The sequence below is a fragment of the Kitasatospora saccharophila genome (assembly GCF_039529925.1).
Classification (GTDB): Bacteria; Actinomycetota; Actinomycetes; order Streptomycetales; family Streptomycetaceae; genus Kitasatospora; species Kitasatospora saccharophila.
Genome location: NZ_BAAANS010000022.1, coordinates 1 through 16562 on the forward strand (window position 1 = coordinate 1; position 16562 = coordinate 16562).

Consider the following 16562-nt stretch of genomic DNA (forward strand, 5'->3'; position numbering starts at 1 on the left):
GCCCGTCCGCCGGGCCCGGGGCGGCGGACGGCCGGTCGGCCACCGGCCGGGCCGCGGGCGCCGCCGACTCCGCCGGCCGGGCCCCGCCGTCCTCGGCCAGCACCCCCACCGGGGCGGCCTTCCCCGCCGCGGCGAACCCCCAGTCCAGCAGCGCCGCCGCCTCGTCGTACACCTTCGGGCTGCTCTCCGGGTGCATCACCGTCACCAGCAGCGTCCGCCCGTCGCGCTCGGCCGCGCCGGTGTAGGTGGCGCCCGCGTTGGTGGTGTAGCCGTTCTTCACCCCGATCAGGCCCGGGTACTTGCCCAGCAGCCGGTCGGTGTTGGCGATCCCGAAACTGCCGCGCTGCCCGGTCTTCTTGTCCACCGCGCCCGGGAACTGCGCCCAGCGGGTCGAGCAGTACGCCCGGAAGTCCGGGTCGCGCAGGCCCGCCCGGGCGAACAGGGTCAGGTCGTACGCCGAGGTGACCTGGCCGTCCATGTCGTAGCCGTCCGGACTGACCACGTGGGTGTCCCGGGCCTGCAACTGGTCCGCCCGGGCCTGCATGTCCGCGACCGTCTTGGCGACGCCGCCGTTCATGTTCGCCAGCACGTGCACCGCGTCGTTGCCGGAGGACAGGAACACCCCGCGCCACAGGTCCTCGACCTTGTAGTCCAGGTCCTCCTTGATGCCCACCAGGCTGCTGCCCGCCCCCATCCCCTGCAGCTCCGCCCAGGTCACCCGGTGCACGTCGGACGCCTTGAAGCGGGGCAGCACGGTGTCCGCGAACAGCATCTTCAGGGTCGAGGCGGGCGGCAGCTTCGCGTGCGCGTTGAACGCCGCCAGCACCTGCCCGCTGCCCGCGTCCGCGACCACCCAGGACTTGCCGGTCAGGTCCTTCGGCAGCGCCGGGGCCCCCGGGTCCACCTGCACCCCCGCCGCACCCAGCCGCTGCCCGCCCACCACCTCGGGCGGCGGCGCGTCCTCCGCGACGGCCGCCGCCGACGGCAGGGCGGACGCCAGCAGCAGGACGGCAGCGGACGGCCCCTGGAGAATCCGGCGGATTATCAGCATTCCGGGAAAATAACCCGTCCCCCGGCCCCCGCCCGGGCGCGCCACCGGGCACGGCCCCGAACGAGTACCGCCCACTGCTCCGATCGGCGGGCCCCGCATACTGGACGGGCACCCCGTCTGCCGCGAAGGACCCCGCCATGAAGCTCAGCCGTCCGGTCTCCTGGTTCCTCACCGCCTTCGGCGTCTGGTCGGTCTTCATCTGGACCACCTTCGTCAAGAACCTGTGGAAGGACTCCGGCGGCCAGGCCTTCGTGAACGGCGACCACTCCCAGCCGACCGCCTTCTTCTGGGTGCACCTGCTGCTCGCCGTCACCTCCCTGCTGCTCGGCCTCGCCATCGGCTGGATCGGCGTCCGCGGCCTGCGCGCCCTGCGCGCCGCGGCGGCGCCCGCCGGGGGCGCCGCCGCCGAGTAGCGCTGTCCGCCCCCGGAGCTACCGTCAATCCGCTTGCGCACCAGCCCCGTCCAGGGCGAGGATGCGCGGCCGGGCGAGCAAGCTCGCACGCCCGTACGACACCTTCGGGGAGAATCCGACTTGTCCCGTTCCGTTCCGCCGCGCCTGCTCGTCGGCTGCGCCACGGCCGCCCTCGCCGCCGGACTGTTCGCGGCGCCCGCCGCGCAGGCCGCGCCCGGTCCCGCCGTCACCGCCCCGACCGTCGTGCCCGGCACCTACCTGGACACCGGCTACACCGACGGCTGCAACGCCACCGGCACGCCGGGCTGGGTCGGCGTCAGCTTCCCCGGGCCCGCGCTGTACGCGCGCACCACCGCGCCCGCCGCCCGCTTCAAGGTCTGGGACGCGAGCGGCGCGAAGGTCATCGACGGCACCGCCGACGCCGACCCCTTCGGCGGGGTGCAGGTCTCCGCCGCCGGTCTGCCCGAAGGCGCCGGCTACACCTGGCAGGTCTGGCCGCAGTACCGGCCGGGCTCCGGCGAGCCCACCGCCACCTGCCGCTTCGGCGTCGACAACACCCCGCCCACCGCCCTCACCGCGCACTCGCAGGACTTCCCCGAGCACGGCGGCGGCCGGTACGCCGGTCAGCCCGGCACCTTCACCTTCTCCGCCGCCGACACCGGCTCCGGCCTGGCCTGCTTCCGCTACGTGCTGGACGACACCCCGAGCACCGGCGGCTGCGCCCCCGGTGAGGGCGTGGTCCTGCCGGACGCGGACGGCACCGCGAGCGTGACCCTCAAGCCGGCCCGCTGGGGCAGCCACGTCCTGCTGGTGCAAGCGCTCGACCACGCGGGCAACGCCACCCAGCCGCTGCTCTACAGCTTCTACGCGCCGCAGGACCCCAACCCGCCGAAGACCCTCGGCGACGTCGACAACGACGGCGTCCCCGACATCCTGCTGCCCGACTCCCAGGGCAACCTGCTGGTGATCGGCGGCGACACCGGGGGGACCACCCCGAGCACCGTGGTGCCGGCCTACCGGGCCCCCGCCAACGGCAGTTGGACCGACCTCCAGGTGCTCCACCGGGGCTGGAGCGGCGGCGGCGCGCCCGCCGACACCATCTACGTCCACGCCCCCGGCGGCGACTCCCTCTACCAGTACGTCAACCAGGGCGCGCTGCCGCTGGGCCGCCGCTCGCCGGCACTGGTCGACCGCACCACCGACTGCGTCGACACCGCCCTCACCGCGGTGGACTGCCCGCCCGGCACCGCCGACAGCTTCGCCGACGTGCGGCAACTGGTCGCCCTCGGGCCGACCGACCCGGCCAGGCCGACCGGCATCACCCTGCTGGACGTCGAACAGGGCGACCTGTGGCTGCAGAACGACCCCTCCCGGTTCGGCGCCGCCACCCGCCTCACCACCGGCGGCGCCTGGGACGGCTACGACCTGATCGCCCCCGGCCCCGACGCCCGCGGCGACCTCGCCCTGTGGTCCCGCGAACAGGCCACCGGCGTCCTGCGCGCCCACGCCGTCCCGAAGCTCGCCGACGGCCACTACGACTTCTCCGGCCTCGCCGACCCGGCCGCCGGCACCGTCCTGGGCACCTTCCCGGCCGCCGACTACCCGGTCCTGGGCAGCTCCGGCGACCTCGACGGCGACGGGCAGCCCGACCTGTACGCCGTGACCGCCGACCGGCACCTGCTCGCCTACCACGGCACCACCGCCCCGAAGGACCGCGGCGCGCTCGCCTGACCGCGGCGCGGACGGGGCCCGGGGTGCTCGAACCGCCCCGGGCCCCACCACCGGCACCACCACCGCCCGGGGGAGGCATCCGGAACCGGGCCGGCTGCCGCGCCGCTCGGGCGCGCGCTCGCCTCCTCCGGGGTCCGGGCCCCGAGCGGGGGACCGCCGCCGGTGGCGGCGGGCCACTGACGGGTGCATATGCATGCCCCCTTCAAGTGGCCGAATACTGCTGCTAGCCTGCCCCGCACGAACTGCTGGGAGGGCTTCGGCGTGAGCACCAGTACCACCCTCGGGGAGGCCCGCCCGGAGTGGGCGCGGCGGCAGGAACGGGAACGCCGGCACCGGCGGGCCAAGTCGCGACTGCGGCTGCCGTTCGCGGTGGCGGCCGCCTGCTGGGCGCCGCTGCTGCTTTGGTGGGCGGCGGTGTACCCGGCGTTCACCGGGGCCGCGCCGGACGGGTCGGCGCCGCTGTACGCGGCGGCCGTGCGGGCCGTCCACGCCGGGCCCGCGACCCTGCTGCAGACGGCCGCCGCGGCCTTCGCCCTCGGCTACCTGGTGGCCGCGCTGGCCCGGTTCGGGGTGCGCGGACGCTACAGCGGCCCGGTCGCGCTCGCGCTGGCCGCGCTGCCGCCGACCGCGAGCCTGGTGGTCTCGGCCACCCCGGAGGCGGTCCGCACCGTCGCCGCGCTGCTGCTGACCGGAGCCGGACTGCGACTGCTCGTCCGGCGGGCCGAGGGCACCCTGGAGCAGGGCGGCCCGGCCCAACGGCTGGATCTCGCCGTCCTGACCGCCGCCGTCTGCGCCTGCGCACTGACCGGCACCCGGGGCGCCGCCACCGCGCTGATCGCCGCCGCCGTGCTGCTGCTCTTCCTGCCCGGCGCCCGGGTGCGCCTCGCACTGCTGACCGTGCTCGCGCTGGCGGTGCCGATCGCGTTCGGCCTGCTCGGCCACCCCGCCACCCCCGCCGGCGACCTGCACACCCTGCGGGCCGCCGACCTGGCACTGGCCCAGCACCGGGCCGCCACCGGGCAGAGCCCCGCGCTGACCGCCGTCGCCCCGCCGCGGGAGTGGGCCGCGGCGGGCGCCGACTGCTCCGCCACCGCCGCCCTCACCGACGGCTGGAACGCCTCCGCCGCCCGCCGCGCCGAAGCCGAACTCGCCGCCGCCTGGCGGCAGTTGCTCCGAGACCACCCGGACCGGGTGCTGGACGCCCGACTCTGCCGGAGCCGGATCGCCTGGGGCGTGTGGGCGGGCGGTGACGGCCCGCACGCCGCCACCGCGGTCCCCGGCCCGGCGGCCGGCTCCCGCGGCCTGTGGCACCCGCTGCACGCCGCCGCGACCTGGAGCCGCACCCTGCTGCGCGCCCCGCAGCTCGACTGGCTGCTGTGGCGCGGCGCCCTGTGGGCCTACCTGGGCCTGGCCGCCGCCGTGCTGCACGCCTGGCGGCACCGGCTGCGCGCCCTCGTCCCGGTGGCGGGCGCGGCCGTCCTCGGCACCCAGCTGGCACTCACCGCCTCCGCCGCCGACCAGGACTACCGCAGCATGGCCGCCGCCCTGTTCCTCGGCCCGCTGCTGCTCACCCTGGCCACCGTCCGCGTCCGCCGCGCCGACTGAACGCCGCGCCGACTGAACGCCGCAGCGCCCGAAAGCCGAGGGGCCCGCCCGGAGTTCCGGACGGGCCCCTCGAACGGGTCGGACTAGAAGCGACGCGTGACGAGCGCGCGCTTCACCTCCTGGATCGCCTTGGTGACCTCGATGCCGCGCGGGCAGGCCTCCGAGCAGTTGAAGGTGGTGCGGCAGCGCCACACGCCCTCGCGGTCGTTGAGGATCTCCAGGCGCTGCTCGCCGCCCTCGTCGCGCGAGTCGAAGATGAAGCGGTGCGCGTTGACGATCGCCGCCGGGCCGAAGTACTGGCCGTCGTTCCAGAACACCGGGCACGAGGAGGTGCACGCGGCGCACAGGATGCACTTGGTGGTGTCGTCGAAGCGCTCGCGGTCGGCCTGCGTCTGCAGGCGCTCGCGGGTCGGCTCGTTCCCGTTGGTGATCAGGAACGGCATGACGTCCTTGTACGCCTGGAAGAACGGGTCCATGTCCACGATCAGGTCCTTGAGGACCGCGAGGCCCTTGATGGCCTCGATCGTGATCGGCTTCTCCGGGTTGACGTCCTTGATCAGGGTCTTGCACGCCAGCCGGTTGCGCCCGTTGATCCGCATGGCGTCCGAACCGCAGATGCCGTGCGCGCAGGAGCGGCGGTACGTGAGCGTGCCGTCCTGCTCCCACTTGATCTTGTTGAGCGCGTCCAGGACGCGCTCCTTCGGGTCCATCAGGAGCTGGTAGTCCACCCACACCGGGTCCGGGTGCTCCTCCGGGTTGAACCGGCGGATCCGGAAGGTGACGCTGATCAGCTCGCTGCTGCCCGCCTCGACCGCGTCCAGCGCGGCCGAGTGCGTCTCGACGGTCGGAGTGGACATCAGTACTTACGCTCCATCGGCTGGTAGCGGGTCTGCACGACCGGCTTGTAGTCGAGGCGGATCGAGGTGGAACCGTCCTCGGCCACCTCGCGGTACGCCATGGTGTGCTGCATGAACTTCACGTCGTCGCGGGTCGGGAAGTCCTCGCGGTAGTGACCGCCGCGGGACTCCTCGCGGGCCAGCGCCGAGACGACCAGGACCTCGGCCAGGTCGAGCAGGTTGCCCAGCTCGACGGCCTCCAGCAGGTCGGTGTTGTAGCGCGAGCCCTTGTCCGCGATCGAGACGTTCTTGAAGCGCTCCTTGAGCGCCGCCACGTCCTCGACCGCCTGCTGCAGGGTCTTGCCGGTGCGGTAGACGGACACGTTGGCGTCCATCGACTCCTGCAGCTCCTGGCGGATCTTCGCGACCGACTCGGTGCCGGTGGCGTTCCGCAGGCCCTCCACCAGCGCCTCGACCAGCGCGCCCGGGTTCTCCGGCAGCGGCACGAAGTCGTGCTTGTCCGAGTACTCCGCGGCGGCGATGCCCGCCCGGCGGCCGAACACGTTGATGTCCAGCAGCGAGTTGGTGCCCAGCCGGTTGGCGCCGTGCACCGACACGCACGCGACCTCGCCCGCGGCGTACAGGCCCGGGACGACGTCGGTGTTGTTGCGCAGGACCTCACCCTCGACGTTGGTCGGGATGCCGCCCATCGCGTAGTGCGCGGTGGGCTGGATCGGGATCGGGTCCGTGTAGGGCTCGATGCCGAGGTAGGTGCGCGCGAACTCGGTGATGTCCGGCAGCTTGGCGTCCAGCTGCTCCGGCGGCAGGTGGGTCAGGTCCAGGTAGACGTGGTCGCCGTCGGGGCCGCAGCCGCGGCCGGCCCGGATCTCCGAGTAGATCGCGCGGGAGCACACGTCACGGGACGCGAGGTCCTTCATGACGGGGGCGTAGCGCTCCATGAAGCGCTCGCCGTCCTTGTTGCGCAGGATGCCGCCCTCGCCGCGGGCGCCCTCGGTGAGCAGGATGCCCATCCGCCAGATGCCCGTCGGGTGGAACTGGAAGAACTCCATGTCCTCCAGCGGCAGGCCCCGGCGCAGCGCCACGGCCTGGCCGTCACCGGTCAGGGTGTGCGCGTTCGAGGTGACCTTGAACATCTTGCCGGTGCCGCCGGAGGCGAACACCACGGCCTTGGCCTGGAAGACGTGGATCTCGCCGGTGGCCAGCTCGTAGGCCACCACGCCCGCGGTCTTGCCCTCGTTGATCAGCAGGTCGAGGACGTAGAACTCGTTGAAGAACTCGACGCCGTGCTTGACGCAGTTCTGGAACAGCGTCTGCAGGATCATGTGGCCGGTGCGGTCCGCGGCGTAGCAGGACCGGCGGACCGGGGCCTCGCCGTGGTTGCGGGAGTGCCCGCCGAAGCGGCGCTGGTCGATCCGGCCCTGGTCGGTGCGGGAGAAGGGGAGACCCATCTTCTCCAGGTCGAGGACCGCGTCGATGGCCTCCTTGCACATGATCTCGGCGGCGTCCTGGTCGACCAGGTAGTCACCGCCCTTGACCGTGTCGAAGGTGTGCCACTCCCAGTTGTCCTCCTCGACGTTGGCGAGGGCGGCGCACATGCCGCCCTGCGCCGCGCCGGTGTGGGACCGGGTCGGGTAGAGCTTGGTCAGCACCGCGGTGCGGCTGCGCTGCGTCGACTCGATGGCCGCGCGCATGCCGGCGCCGCCGGCGCCGACGATGACGGTGTCGTACTGGTGAATCTGCATGGGGGTCAGTCGCCTCTGGTGGCTCGTCAGATGTTCGGGTCGAAGGTGAAGATCACCAGGGTGCCGAGGACGACCGTGAAGACGGTCGCGACGCCCAGGAGACCCTTGAGCCACAGACGAGTGGCGTCCTTCTCCGCGTAGTCGTTGATGACGGTGCGCATGCCGTTGGAGCCGTGCAGCATTGCCAGCCACAGCATCAGCAGGTCCCAGACCTGCCAGAACGGGGACGCCCAGCGGCCCGCCACGAAGGCGAAGCTGACCCGGGAGACACCGCCGTCCAGCATCAGGTTGATCAGCAGGTGGCCCAGGACCAGCACCACCAGGACGACACCCGACAGGCGCATGAACAGCCAGGCGAGCATCTCGAAGTTGGTGCGGGTGCGGCGCGGGGTCTTCCTGGTGCGGGCCCGGGCGGGCTCCACCACGAAGGCGTCGGCGGGGTTGCCGGTGCCCAGGCCCTTGCCGGTGTGGGCGTGGACCGAGGGGACCACCAGGTCGTTGGTGTCAGTGGACACGCGGATCAGCCCCCGAACCAGGTGCGAAGGGTGTGCTCAAGGACGGGGTAGAAGGAGCCGGCCATCAGGACGACCCAGACGCCGACGACGGTCCACAGCATCTGCTTCTGGTACTTCGGGCCCTTGGCCCAGAAGTCCACCGCCACGACCCGCAGGCCGTTCAGCGCGTGGAACAGGATGGCGGCCACCAGGCCGTACTCCATCAGGTTCACCAGCGGGATCTTGTACGTGGCGATCACCGAGTCGTACGCCTCGGGCGACACCCGCACCAGGGCGGTGTCAAGGACATGTGCGAACAGGAAGAAGAAGATCAGGACGCCGGTGACTCGGTGAGCCACCCAACTCCACATGCCTTCCCGGCCGCGGTACAGCGTTCCAGCCGGCACGGAAAACCCTCCGGAAGCGGTTCGGGGGCTCGGCCGGCTTCGGTGTCGGTCAGCCCGGCCGGATACGGTCCACCGGCCGCGAGCATCCTATCGACGCACCGTCGACAACCGCCGTCGGGGGCCCCTGGTGTGATCAATCAGGCACGCACGGCCTAATCGGGACGGGAACCGTCACGCTGCGTCATCACCCGACCGCGCTAAGGTGCGCACCCCGTCACCGCCGCCCAGCAGAGAGACCCGCCGTGCGACACCTGCTCGCCCTCGCCGCCCTCGCCCTCGCCGCCGGCTGCGCGACCGCCCCGCCCGCCCCGTCCGCGGACCGGGCCGCCCCCTCGCCCGCCGGCCCGGAGCCCGAGTACGACGCGGCCGCGGTGCGCGCGCTCGGCGTCACCGAGGCCGAACTCGCCCCCGGCTGGCACGTCACGCTCATGCAGCCCGGCCAGAACGACATCTCCAGCCCCCCGGAGACCGCCGACACCCCCGCCTGCCAGCCCGTCCTGGACGCGCTCACCCCCTCCAAGGGCGCGGCCGGACCGCTCGCCGAGACCGACCTCGACATCGCCCGCGAGGGCGACGACCCGGCCTCCCTCTACACCGCGATCCTGGCCTTCCGGCCCGGCCGGGCCGCCGCCGTCCACGCCGGACTCGACCGGGTCCTCGGCCACTGCCGGGCGTTCACCTCCAGCGCCGGCCGCCACCTGCTCACCCGGCTCGACACGCCCACCCCCGAAGGAGCGGACGCCGCCACCGCCTTCACCCTCACGAATGAAACCGACGGCACCACCATCGCCCAGCGCGCCCTGGTCACCCGCACCGGCGACGTCCTCGCGGTCTTCACCACCCTCGACGCGACGGGCCGCCCGGCCCCGGAACCGGACGCGGGCGTGGTGAAGGCGCAACTCGCCAAGCTCGCGAACCAGGGAGAGCACCGACAGGGGCCCGGGAACGGCGGGTCCGTGCTGCGCACGGGCCCCTGAACGCCTCAGCTCTTGACGGCGACCAGGTGTTCGAGGCGGCTGAGCGCGATGCGGCGCAACTCCTCGGCGGAGATGAGGCGTTCCTCGTCGGGGTCGTTGGCGAGGCGGGTGCGGATGGAGGTGAGGACGGCGTCCAGCATCTCCTCGGGGTCGACGCCGTCGAGGCAGACCACGAAGACGTGGCCGAAGCGGGCCTCGTAGGCGGCGTGGGCGGCGCGCAGCGCGGTGTGCGCGGCCTGGCTGCCGGGGGCGCGCATGCCGAGCAGGGGCTGGGGCATCCAGCTCTCGTCGGCGAGGGCCTCCGCGAGGTCCGCCGGGCGCAGGTCGTAACTGGCCTCGCTGGCGGCGGCGAGCAGGGACTCTATGTCGGGGTAGGGGCGGTGGGCGGTGAGGCGCAGGGCCCACCGGTGGCTGCCGCAGCAGGCGAGCAGTGCTTCCTCCACCGCGCCGGAGTCGGCTTCGTTGAACCGGTGGAGTCCCAGCAGGGACGGCTCCGTCCGCACGTCGAGACGCTGCGGCGGGATGTCGCTGGTCAGCGGATCCTCCTCGTGAGGGCGGGAAGGCGGAATGCTCCAGAGACGGGGGTGAGGGGGCCGGGAAAGGCCGGGGTGCGGCAATGCCGCCGCACGGGCTGACACAGCTCGGCGGGGCAGCGCCTCCACGGTAGTTGAGGGCTCATCAGTTGGGGAGGCGGCGGGCCGATTTCACTCGATCGAGCTATCAAGTTGTGACCCGCCGCGCTTCCCGTTCACGCGGAGCCGGTCAACTGACCCGGTGCACCTTGTGGTTGGCGGCCTGGGCGCGGGGCCGCACCACCAGCAGGTCGACGTTCACGTGCGGCGGCCGGGTGACCGCCCAGGAGACGGTGTCGGCGATGTCCTCCGAGGTGAGCGGCTCGGCGACGCCCGCGTAGACCGCGTCGGCCTTGTCCTGGTCGCCGCGGAAGCGGGTCAGCGCGAAGCCCTCGGACTTCACCATGCCGGGGGCGATCTCGATCACCCGGATCTGCTCGGCCACCAGTTCGAGCCGGAGCGTCTGGGCCACCGAGTGGACGGCGTGCTTGGCCGCTACGTACCCGCCGCCGCCCTCGTACGCGGCCAGCGCCGCCGTCGAGGACATGATCAGCACGGTGCCGTCACCGGTGGCGCGCAGCGCGGGCAGCAGCGCCTGGGTGAGGTGCAGCACGCCGATCACGTTGACCTCGTACATGGCGCGCCAGTCCGCCGGGTCGCCCTGCTCGACGCTCTCCGCGCCCAGCGCGCCGCCCGCGTTGTTGACCAGGACGTCGACCCGGCCGACCTCGGCGGCGAAGGCGTCCACCGCGGCCCGGTCGGTGACGTCCAGGGTGTACGAGCGGCCGCCGAGCTCCTTCGCCAGCGCCTCGATCCGCTCGGTGCGGCGGGCGGTCAGCACCACCTCGAAGCCGTCCGCGGCCAGTCGGCGGGCGGTGGCCGCCCCGATGCCGCTGCTGGCGCCGGTGACCACGGCCACCTTCTGTTCGGTCATGTTCGTGCACTCCTCTGGTGTTCGACAGGTGCACCGATCATCCCAAGGGGCGGCCCCCGGGTGTTGTGAGCAAGGTCCCAGCCGTGGCATCTGTCTGCTCCCGACCGGGCGCGACTACATTGCGTATCCAGCCGACCTGTTAATCGGCGCTAACCCTCACCCTCTTCCCCGCGGAGGACACCCATGGCAGCCGAGCCCCGTCGCACCGAGTCGGGCCTGCCGATCGCGCCGGTGTACGGCCCCGAGACCCGGGCCGGCGCCGACGCCGCGGCCCGGCTCGGCGAGCCCGGGCAGTACCCGTTCACCCGCGGCGTGTACCCGACCATGTACACCGGCAAGCCGTGGACGATGCGCCAGTACGCGGGCTTCGGCACCGCCGCCGAGTCCAACGCCCGCTACAAGCAGTTGATCGCCAACGGCACCATGGGCCTGTCGGTGGCCTTCGACCTGCCGACCCAGATGGGCTACGACTCGGACGCGGCGATCTCGCACGGCGAGGTCGGCAAGGTCGGCGTGGCGATCGACAGCGTCGAGGACATGAGCGTGCTGTTCGGCGGCATCCCGCTCGGCGAGGTCTCCACCTCGATGACCATCAACGCGCCCGGCTCGCTGCTGCTGCTGCTCTACCAGCTGGTCGGCGAGGCCCAGGGCGTGCCGTCGAACCGGCTCACCGGCACCATCCAGAACGACGTGCTCAAGGAGTACATCGCCCGCGGCACGTACATCTTCCCGCCCAAGCCCAGCCTGCGGCTGATCGCCGACGTGTTCCAGTACTGCCGGGCCGAGATCCCCAAGTGGAACACCATCTCCATCTCCGGCTACCACATGGCCGAGGCCGGGGCGAACCCCGCGCAGGAGATCGCCTTCACGCTCGCCAACGGCATCGAGTACGTCCGCACCGCGGTCGCCGCCGGGATGGACGTCGACGACTTCGCGCCCCGGCTCTCGTTCTTCTTCGTCTCCCGCACCACGCTGCTGGAGGAGGTCGCCAAGTTCCGTGCCGCGCGCCGGATCTGGGCCCGGGTGATGAAGGAGGAGTTCGGCGCGAAGAACCCCAAGTCGCAGATGCTCCGCTTCCACACCCAGACCGCGGGCGTCCAGCTCACCGCCCAGCAGCCCGAGGTCAACCTGGTGCGGGTCTCGGTGCAGGCGCTCGCCGCCGTCCTCGGCGGGACGCAGTCGCTGCACACCAACTCCTTCGACGAGGCGATCGCCCTGCCGACCGAGAAGTCCGCCCGGCTCGCGCTGCGCACCCAGCAGGTGCTCGCCTTCGAGACCGACGTCACCGCCACCGTCGACCCGTTCGCGGGCTCCTACGTGGTCGAGGCGATGACGGACGAACTGGAGTCCGTCGCACTGGAGTTGATGGCCAAGGTGGAGGACATGGGCGGCGCCGTCGCCGCGATCGAACAGGGCTACCAGAAGGGCGAGATCGAGCGCACCGCGTACCGCATCCAGCAGGAGCAGGACTCCGGCGAGCGGACCGTGGTCGGCGTCAACCGCTTCCAGCTCGCCGAGGAGGAGCCCTACGAGCCGCTGCGGGTCGACCCGGCGATCGAGGCCCAGCAGGCCGCGCGCCTGGCCCGGCTGCGCGCCGACCGGGACTCCTCGGCGGTGCGGCGGGCGCTGTCGCAGCTGCGCAAGGCGGCCGAGGGCACCGACAACGTGCTGTACCCGATGAAGGAGGCGCTGGCGGCCCGGGCCACGGTCGGCGAGGTCTGCGACGCGCTGCGCGGGGTGTGGGGGACGTACGTGCCGGTCGACCGCTTCTGAGCGCGACGCGCCGCGGGGCGCCGGACAACGGGGGAGGGGCCGCCGGGGTTTCCCCCGGCGGCCCCTCTGGTGTTGTTCCGGTTACTTCTTCAGGGCGAAGGACTTGAAGAAGTCCTTGCCCGGGGAGCCCAGGCCGGTGGCCGTGTCGTAGCCCTGGCCGGCCGACAGGCCGTAGTCCGCGCCGATCTTGTAGAGGCGGACCCGGAGCGAGTCGTTCACCACGCCGAGGTCGACCACGTTGCCGCGCTTGCTGTGGTTGGCGGCGTCGTCGACGTCGTGGAAGGCGTTGGTGCCGGCCCGGTCGTAGAGGGCCGGGTTGGCGAAGCCGAGGGCGCGGCCGCCGCGGGTCTGGATGGCGTTGGCGAACATCGCGGCGGTCTCCGGGGCGGAGACCGAGGTGCCGCCGTAGCCGCCCTCGCTGTAGGTGCCGCCGTCGGTGTAGCCGACCAGGGTGGCGGCGACCAGGTCGCCGCTCATCGCGATGTCGGGGGTGGCGCGCAGCGGGGTCGCGGACTTGGTGCCGTCGGCCGCGGTCTTGGCGACCCGGTCGGGGACGACGCCCTGCTGGTACCAGGGCTGGGCGAAGTCCTTGGAGACGCCGCCGCCACCGCCGAAGTAGAAGTTGCCGGGGAACGGGCTCCAGGACTTCTGGTCGGCGGAGAGCACCGAGCGCAGGTCGCCCATCGAGACCTCGTCGCCGTACTTGCCGCCCTTGTCACCCAGCTGCAGGGCGGTGCCGCCGACCGAGGTGACCCACGGCGAGGCGGACGGCCAGTCGGCCTGGGCCTGGTCGGTCTCGGTCTGGCAGTTGGCGCCGGTGGCGGCCGCGCCGGGGGAGCTGTCGCCGCAGTCGCCGGAGGAGAAGGTGAAGCCGATGCCGGTCACCGCGCCGAGCTGGAATATCTGGTTGTCGGCGGCGACCACGGCCGGGTCGATGTCACCGCTGGTGCCGTGCATGATCTCGCCCCAGGAGTTGGAGACCACGTCGGCCAGGTGCTCGTCGACGACCTTGGCCATCGCGTCGTACAGGTCCTCGTCGTAGCAGGAGTTGCCGCCGACGTAGACGACCTGGGCGTCGGGCGCCAGGCCGTGCACCATCTCGACGTCGAGCGCCTCCTCGCCGGCCCAGCCCTCGGGGCCGCCGCACTCGTCCTGGTGGGTCCACTCGTCCGGGGTGACGTACTCGGTGTACTGGCCCGGCGCGAACGGCCGGTCGCCGTGCAGGGCCGAGTAGTGGTTCGCGTCCTGCTCCATGGTGGACAGGCCGTAGGCGTCGATGATCGCGACCCGGGCGCCCTTGCCGGTGACCTTGGCGTCGCTGACGCCGTACGCCTTGCGGAGCTGGGACGGGACGTACGAGCAGGGGGCGAACGGCTCGTTCTTCTCGTAGCCGGCCGGGGCGCCCTTGGCGGTCTTGGAGCCGTAGCCGTCCTCGGAGCAGGTCGGCACCTCCGGCAGGGTGGCCGGGGCCTTCTTGTCGGGGGCGGCCAGCCGGGAGGCGGCGCTCGCGCGCTGCTCGGCCTGGCGCACCGAGGTGGCGTCCGAGCTGTTCTTGTGGATCGCGTCGGCCAGGCCGGAGACGGCGAGCACCGAACCGGCCACCGCGGCGGGGACCACGGCGTCGGAGGTCGGCGCGCGGTGGGTGCCGTCCGCGGTGCGGTAGTCGTGGAAGCCGGTGCCGAACGCCCTGGCCATCGCGGCGGTGGAGCCGGCCACCTGCACGTAGTGGGCGGTGGAGGCGGAGACGGTCAGGCCCGCGCCGGTCACCCAGTCGGTGACGGCCTTGACCTGCTCGGGGGTGGCGCCGAACTCCGCCCGCACCTGGTCGGGGCTCAGGTAGCGGCCGTACGAGGGCGAGTCCGGGTCGGAGACCGCCTTGGCGAGCGCGGCCAGGCCGCTGGCGTCGCGGCCGGCCAGGTAGATCCGGGCGGTGGCCGGGGCGGACGCGTCGGCGGCGCCGGCGTCGGCCTGCGGGGTGGCCCACTGGGGGTGGGTGCCGGGCAGGGCCCGGGCGCTGTCGCCGACCGGGGTGGCGGCGGAGGCCGGAACGGCCGCGCCGAGGGTGGTGAGGATGAGTGCGGCGGCGACGGTGGCCGGGGCTGCTTGTGCGGCGAGCCTGGCGAGCTGGTTGCGCGCGACGGGCACGTCGGTCCCCCCTTCTCGGTTCGATGGAGCGTCAACTGCCCCTCGTGAGGGCGTGACGGCGTGTGCCGCGAGCGGAAGACCCCCCACTGCGGCACCGGAGTTGACTGTGCGGAAGCTGTCTATTCGGACTGATGTACGCCGCTCAAGAGCAGGCCCGAAAGCTTTACTCCGGCATGACTCGATCGGGGGGAAACGTTTGGCCGCCGCGCTCCGGGGACCCGCACGGAGCAGCCGCCGTGTCCGATCGCCGGTGCAGGTCGTTGCACACGCCGGAGACCGGGACCGGAAGGGCGGGCCGAAACGGAATGACATACCCATCCAGGCGGCCGCTATGCACCCATCCGGTGAGGAGTTCTCCGGAAGCTGGGCCAAAACCCCACCACCGGCCTACTCTTGTCAAGGTGAACGATCCCAAGCCGGCAGCCGCCGCCACCGTCACCGCTGCCCGTCCCCCCGCCGACCTGCGCGCCCGGGTGGCGTCGTACCGGGCCGAGTTGATCGAGCTGCGCCGTGACCTCCACCGGCACCCCGAGCTCGGCCGCCAGGAGTTCCGCACCACCCGGCTGCTGCGCGAGCGGCTGGTCGCCGCCGGGCTGGAGCCGCGGGTGCTGCCCGGCGGCACCGGGCTGCTGGTGGACCTCGTGCCGCCGGGCACCGCGCCCGGCACCCCGTTGCTGGCGTTCCGCGCCGACATCGACGCGCTGCCGATCGACGACGCCAAACAGGACGTGCCGTACCGCTCCACGCTGCCCGGCCGGGCGCACGCCTGCGGGCACGACGTGCACACCGCGGTGGTGCTCGGCACCGGCCTGGTGCTGGCCCAGGCGATGGAGGCCGGGGAGCTGGCCCGCCCGGTGCGGCTGATCTTCCAGCCCGCCGAGGAGATGATGCCCGGCGGCGCGCTGGACGTGATCGCGGCCGGTGGGATGGAGGGGGTCGGCCGGATCTTCGCCGTGCACTGCGACCCCAAGGTGCCGGTCGGCCGGATCGGGCTGAAGGCCGGGGCGATCACCTCGGCCTGCGACAAGGTCCGGATCTCGGTGGACGGCCCCGGCGGCCACACCGCCCGTCCGCACCTGACCACCGACCTGGTCGGCGCGGTCGCCAAGCTGGCCGCCGAGCTGCCCGCCGCGCTCTCCCGCCGGATGGACCCGCGCTGGGGGGTCTCGCTGGTCTGGGGCCGGATCGCGGCCGGCTCCGCGCCGAACGTGATCCCGCAGCACGCCGAGCTGGAGGGCACCGTCCGCTGCCTGGAGCTGGCCGGCTGGCGGGACGCGCCCGAGGTGCTGGAGGACCTGGTCGCCCACCTCGCCGAGACCTACCGCGCCAAGTGGACCCTCGACTACCACCGGGGCGTCCCGCCGGTGGTCAACGAGGCCACCTCGATCGACCAGCTGGAGACCGCGATGAACGCGCGGTTCGCCGGGGGGCGCGGCCCGGTCGCCGAGTCGACCGGGCCGGTGGTCGAGCCGACCGAGCAGAGCCTGGGCGGCGAGGACTTCTCCTGGTACCTGGAGCACGCCCCCGGCGCGCTGGCCCGGCTCGGCGTGCGCGGCCCGCACGAGAAGGGCCCGCGGGACCTGCACCAGGGCGACTTCGACGCCGACGAGCGGGCCATCGAGATCGGGGTGGAGCTGTTCGCCTCGCTCGCCCTGGAGCACGCCCGGACCTGAACCGGACCCGGGTCGGACCCGGGCCGGCCCTGAGCCGGTTCGGGCCCGGACCCGAACCGGGACGAAAGCGAAGGGCCCTTCCCCGGAAGGTCGCTGCGTGGTCGAATCATCGGCGCAACGATCACCCAGGGGAGGGCCCGAACCATGCACAGCACCCGCCGCAGGCTCCTGTTCGCCGCCGGAGCGGC

14 protein-coding genes are annotated in these 16562 nt (G+C 73.1%); 6 read left to right on the forward strand and 8 right to left on the reverse strand.

Going from position 1 to position 16562, the window contains the following annotated elements; all coding sequences use genetic code 11:
• The coding region (locus ABD345_RS17360) for a D-alanyl-D-alanine carboxypeptidase family protein (RefSeq protein WP_344553096.1) at positions 1-1051 on the reverse strand (1051 nt) is incomplete at its 3' end.
• A gap of 137 nt (positions 1052-1188) precedes the next feature.
• Between ABD345_RS17360 and ABD345_RS17365 the strand changes: the two genes are divergently transcribed.
• The 3 genes from ABD345_RS17365 to ABD345_RS17375 all read left to right on the forward strand — a co-directional run bounded on the left by ABD345_RS17365 (position 1189) and on the right by ABD345_RS17375 (position 4800).
• Positions 1189-1464, forward strand: a complete 276-nt coding sequence (locus ABD345_RS17365; RefSeq protein WP_344553098.1) for an SCO4848 family membrane protein — start codon at positions 1189-1191, stop codon at positions 1462-1464.
• Between the two features lie 120 nt (positions 1465-1584).
• Entirely contained in the window at positions 1585-3195 is a 1611-nt protein-coding gene (locus ABD345_RS17370) for a hypothetical protein (protein ID WP_344553099.1), read from the forward strand.
• A gap of 261 nt (positions 3196-3456) precedes the next feature.
• Positions 3457-4800, forward strand: a complete 1344-nt coding sequence (locus ABD345_RS17375; RefSeq protein WP_344553100.1) for a hypothetical protein — start codon at positions 3457-3459, stop codon at positions 4798-4800.
• Positions 4801-4883: 83 nt separating this feature from the next.
• On the opposite strand, the gene ABD345_RS17380 is transcribed toward ABD345_RS17375, so the two are convergent.
• The 4 genes from ABD345_RS17380 to sdhC are packed head-to-tail and all read right to left on the reverse strand — an operon-like array spanning position 4884 to position 8300.
• Positions 4884-5657, reverse strand: coding sequence for a succinate dehydrogenase iron-sulfur subunit (locus ABD345_RS17380; RefSeq protein ID WP_344553101.1), 774 nt, complete (start codon positions 5655-5657; stop codon positions 4884-4886).
• On the reverse strand, positions 5657-7399 hold the full coding sequence (gene sdhA, locus ABD345_RS17385; protein WP_344553102.1) for a succinate dehydrogenase flavoprotein subunit: 1743 nt from the start codon (positions 7397-7399) through the stop codon (positions 5657-5659). Before sdhA ends, ABD345_RS17380 begins: the two co-directional genes overlap by 1 nt.
• 26 nt (positions 7400-7425) lie before the next feature.
• A complete protein-coding gene (gene sdhD, locus ABD345_RS17390; protein ID WP_380273523.1) occupies positions 7426-7914 on the reverse strand; it encodes a succinate dehydrogenase, hydrophobic membrane anchor protein in 489 nt (162 codons plus the stop codon).
• Between the two features lie 5 nt (positions 7915-7919).
• Positions 7920-8300: a succinate dehydrogenase, cytochrome b556 subunit gene (gene sdhC / locus ABD345_RS17395; RefSeq protein WP_033253218.1), complete on the reverse strand. Its 381-nt coding sequence runs from the start codon at positions 8298-8300 to the stop codon at positions 7920-7922.
• 242 nt (positions 8301-8542) lie between these two features.
• Here sdhC and ABD345_RS17400 point away from each other — a divergent pair, with 242 nt between their 5' ends.
• Positions 8543-9277: a hypothetical protein gene (locus ABD345_RS17400; RefSeq protein ID WP_344553103.1), complete on the forward strand. Its 735-nt coding sequence runs from the start codon at positions 8543-8545 to the stop codon at positions 9275-9277.
• Positions 9278-9282: 5 nt separating this feature from the next.
• Here ABD345_RS17400 and ABD345_RS17405 read toward each other — a convergent pair whose 3' ends face one another.
• Positions 9283-9780: a 2-oxo-4-hydroxy-4-carboxy-5-ureidoimidazoline decarboxylase gene (locus ABD345_RS17405; RefSeq protein WP_344553104.1), complete on the reverse strand. Its 498-nt coding sequence runs from the start codon at positions 9778-9780 to the stop codon at positions 9283-9285.
• A gap of 259 nt (positions 9781-10039) precedes the next feature.
• Positions 10040-10783 carry an SDR family oxidoreductase gene (locus tag ABD345_RS17410; protein ID WP_344553106.1) on the reverse strand — a complete coding sequence of 248 codons (744 nt, stop codon included), beginning with the start codon at positions 10781-10783 and terminating at the stop codon, positions 10040-10042.
• Between the two features lie 183 nt (positions 10784-10966).
• On the opposite strand from ABD345_RS17410, the gene ABD345_RS17415 reads away from it, so the two are divergent.
• Positions 10967-12556: an acyl-CoA mutase large subunit family protein gene (locus tag ABD345_RS17415; RefSeq protein ID WP_344553107.1), complete on the forward strand. Its 1590-nt coding sequence runs from the start codon at positions 10967-10969 to the stop codon at positions 12554-12556.
• A gap of 81 nt (positions 12557-12637) precedes the next feature.
• Here ABD345_RS17415 and ABD345_RS17420 read toward each other — a convergent pair whose 3' ends face one another.
• Entirely contained in the window at positions 12638-14701 is a 2064-nt protein-coding gene (locus tag ABD345_RS17420) for a S53 family peptidase (protein ID WP_344553108.1), read from the reverse strand.
• A gap of 401 nt (positions 14702-15102) precedes the next feature.
• Between ABD345_RS17420 and ABD345_RS17425 the strand changes: the two genes are divergently transcribed.
• Positions 15103-16374 (forward strand): amidohydrolase, encoded by a 1272-nt coding sequence (locus ABD345_RS17425; protein WP_425556839.1) that lies wholly within the window; start codon positions 15103-15105, stop codon positions 16372-16374.
• The last annotated feature ends 188 nt before the right edge of the window (positions 16375-16562 follow it).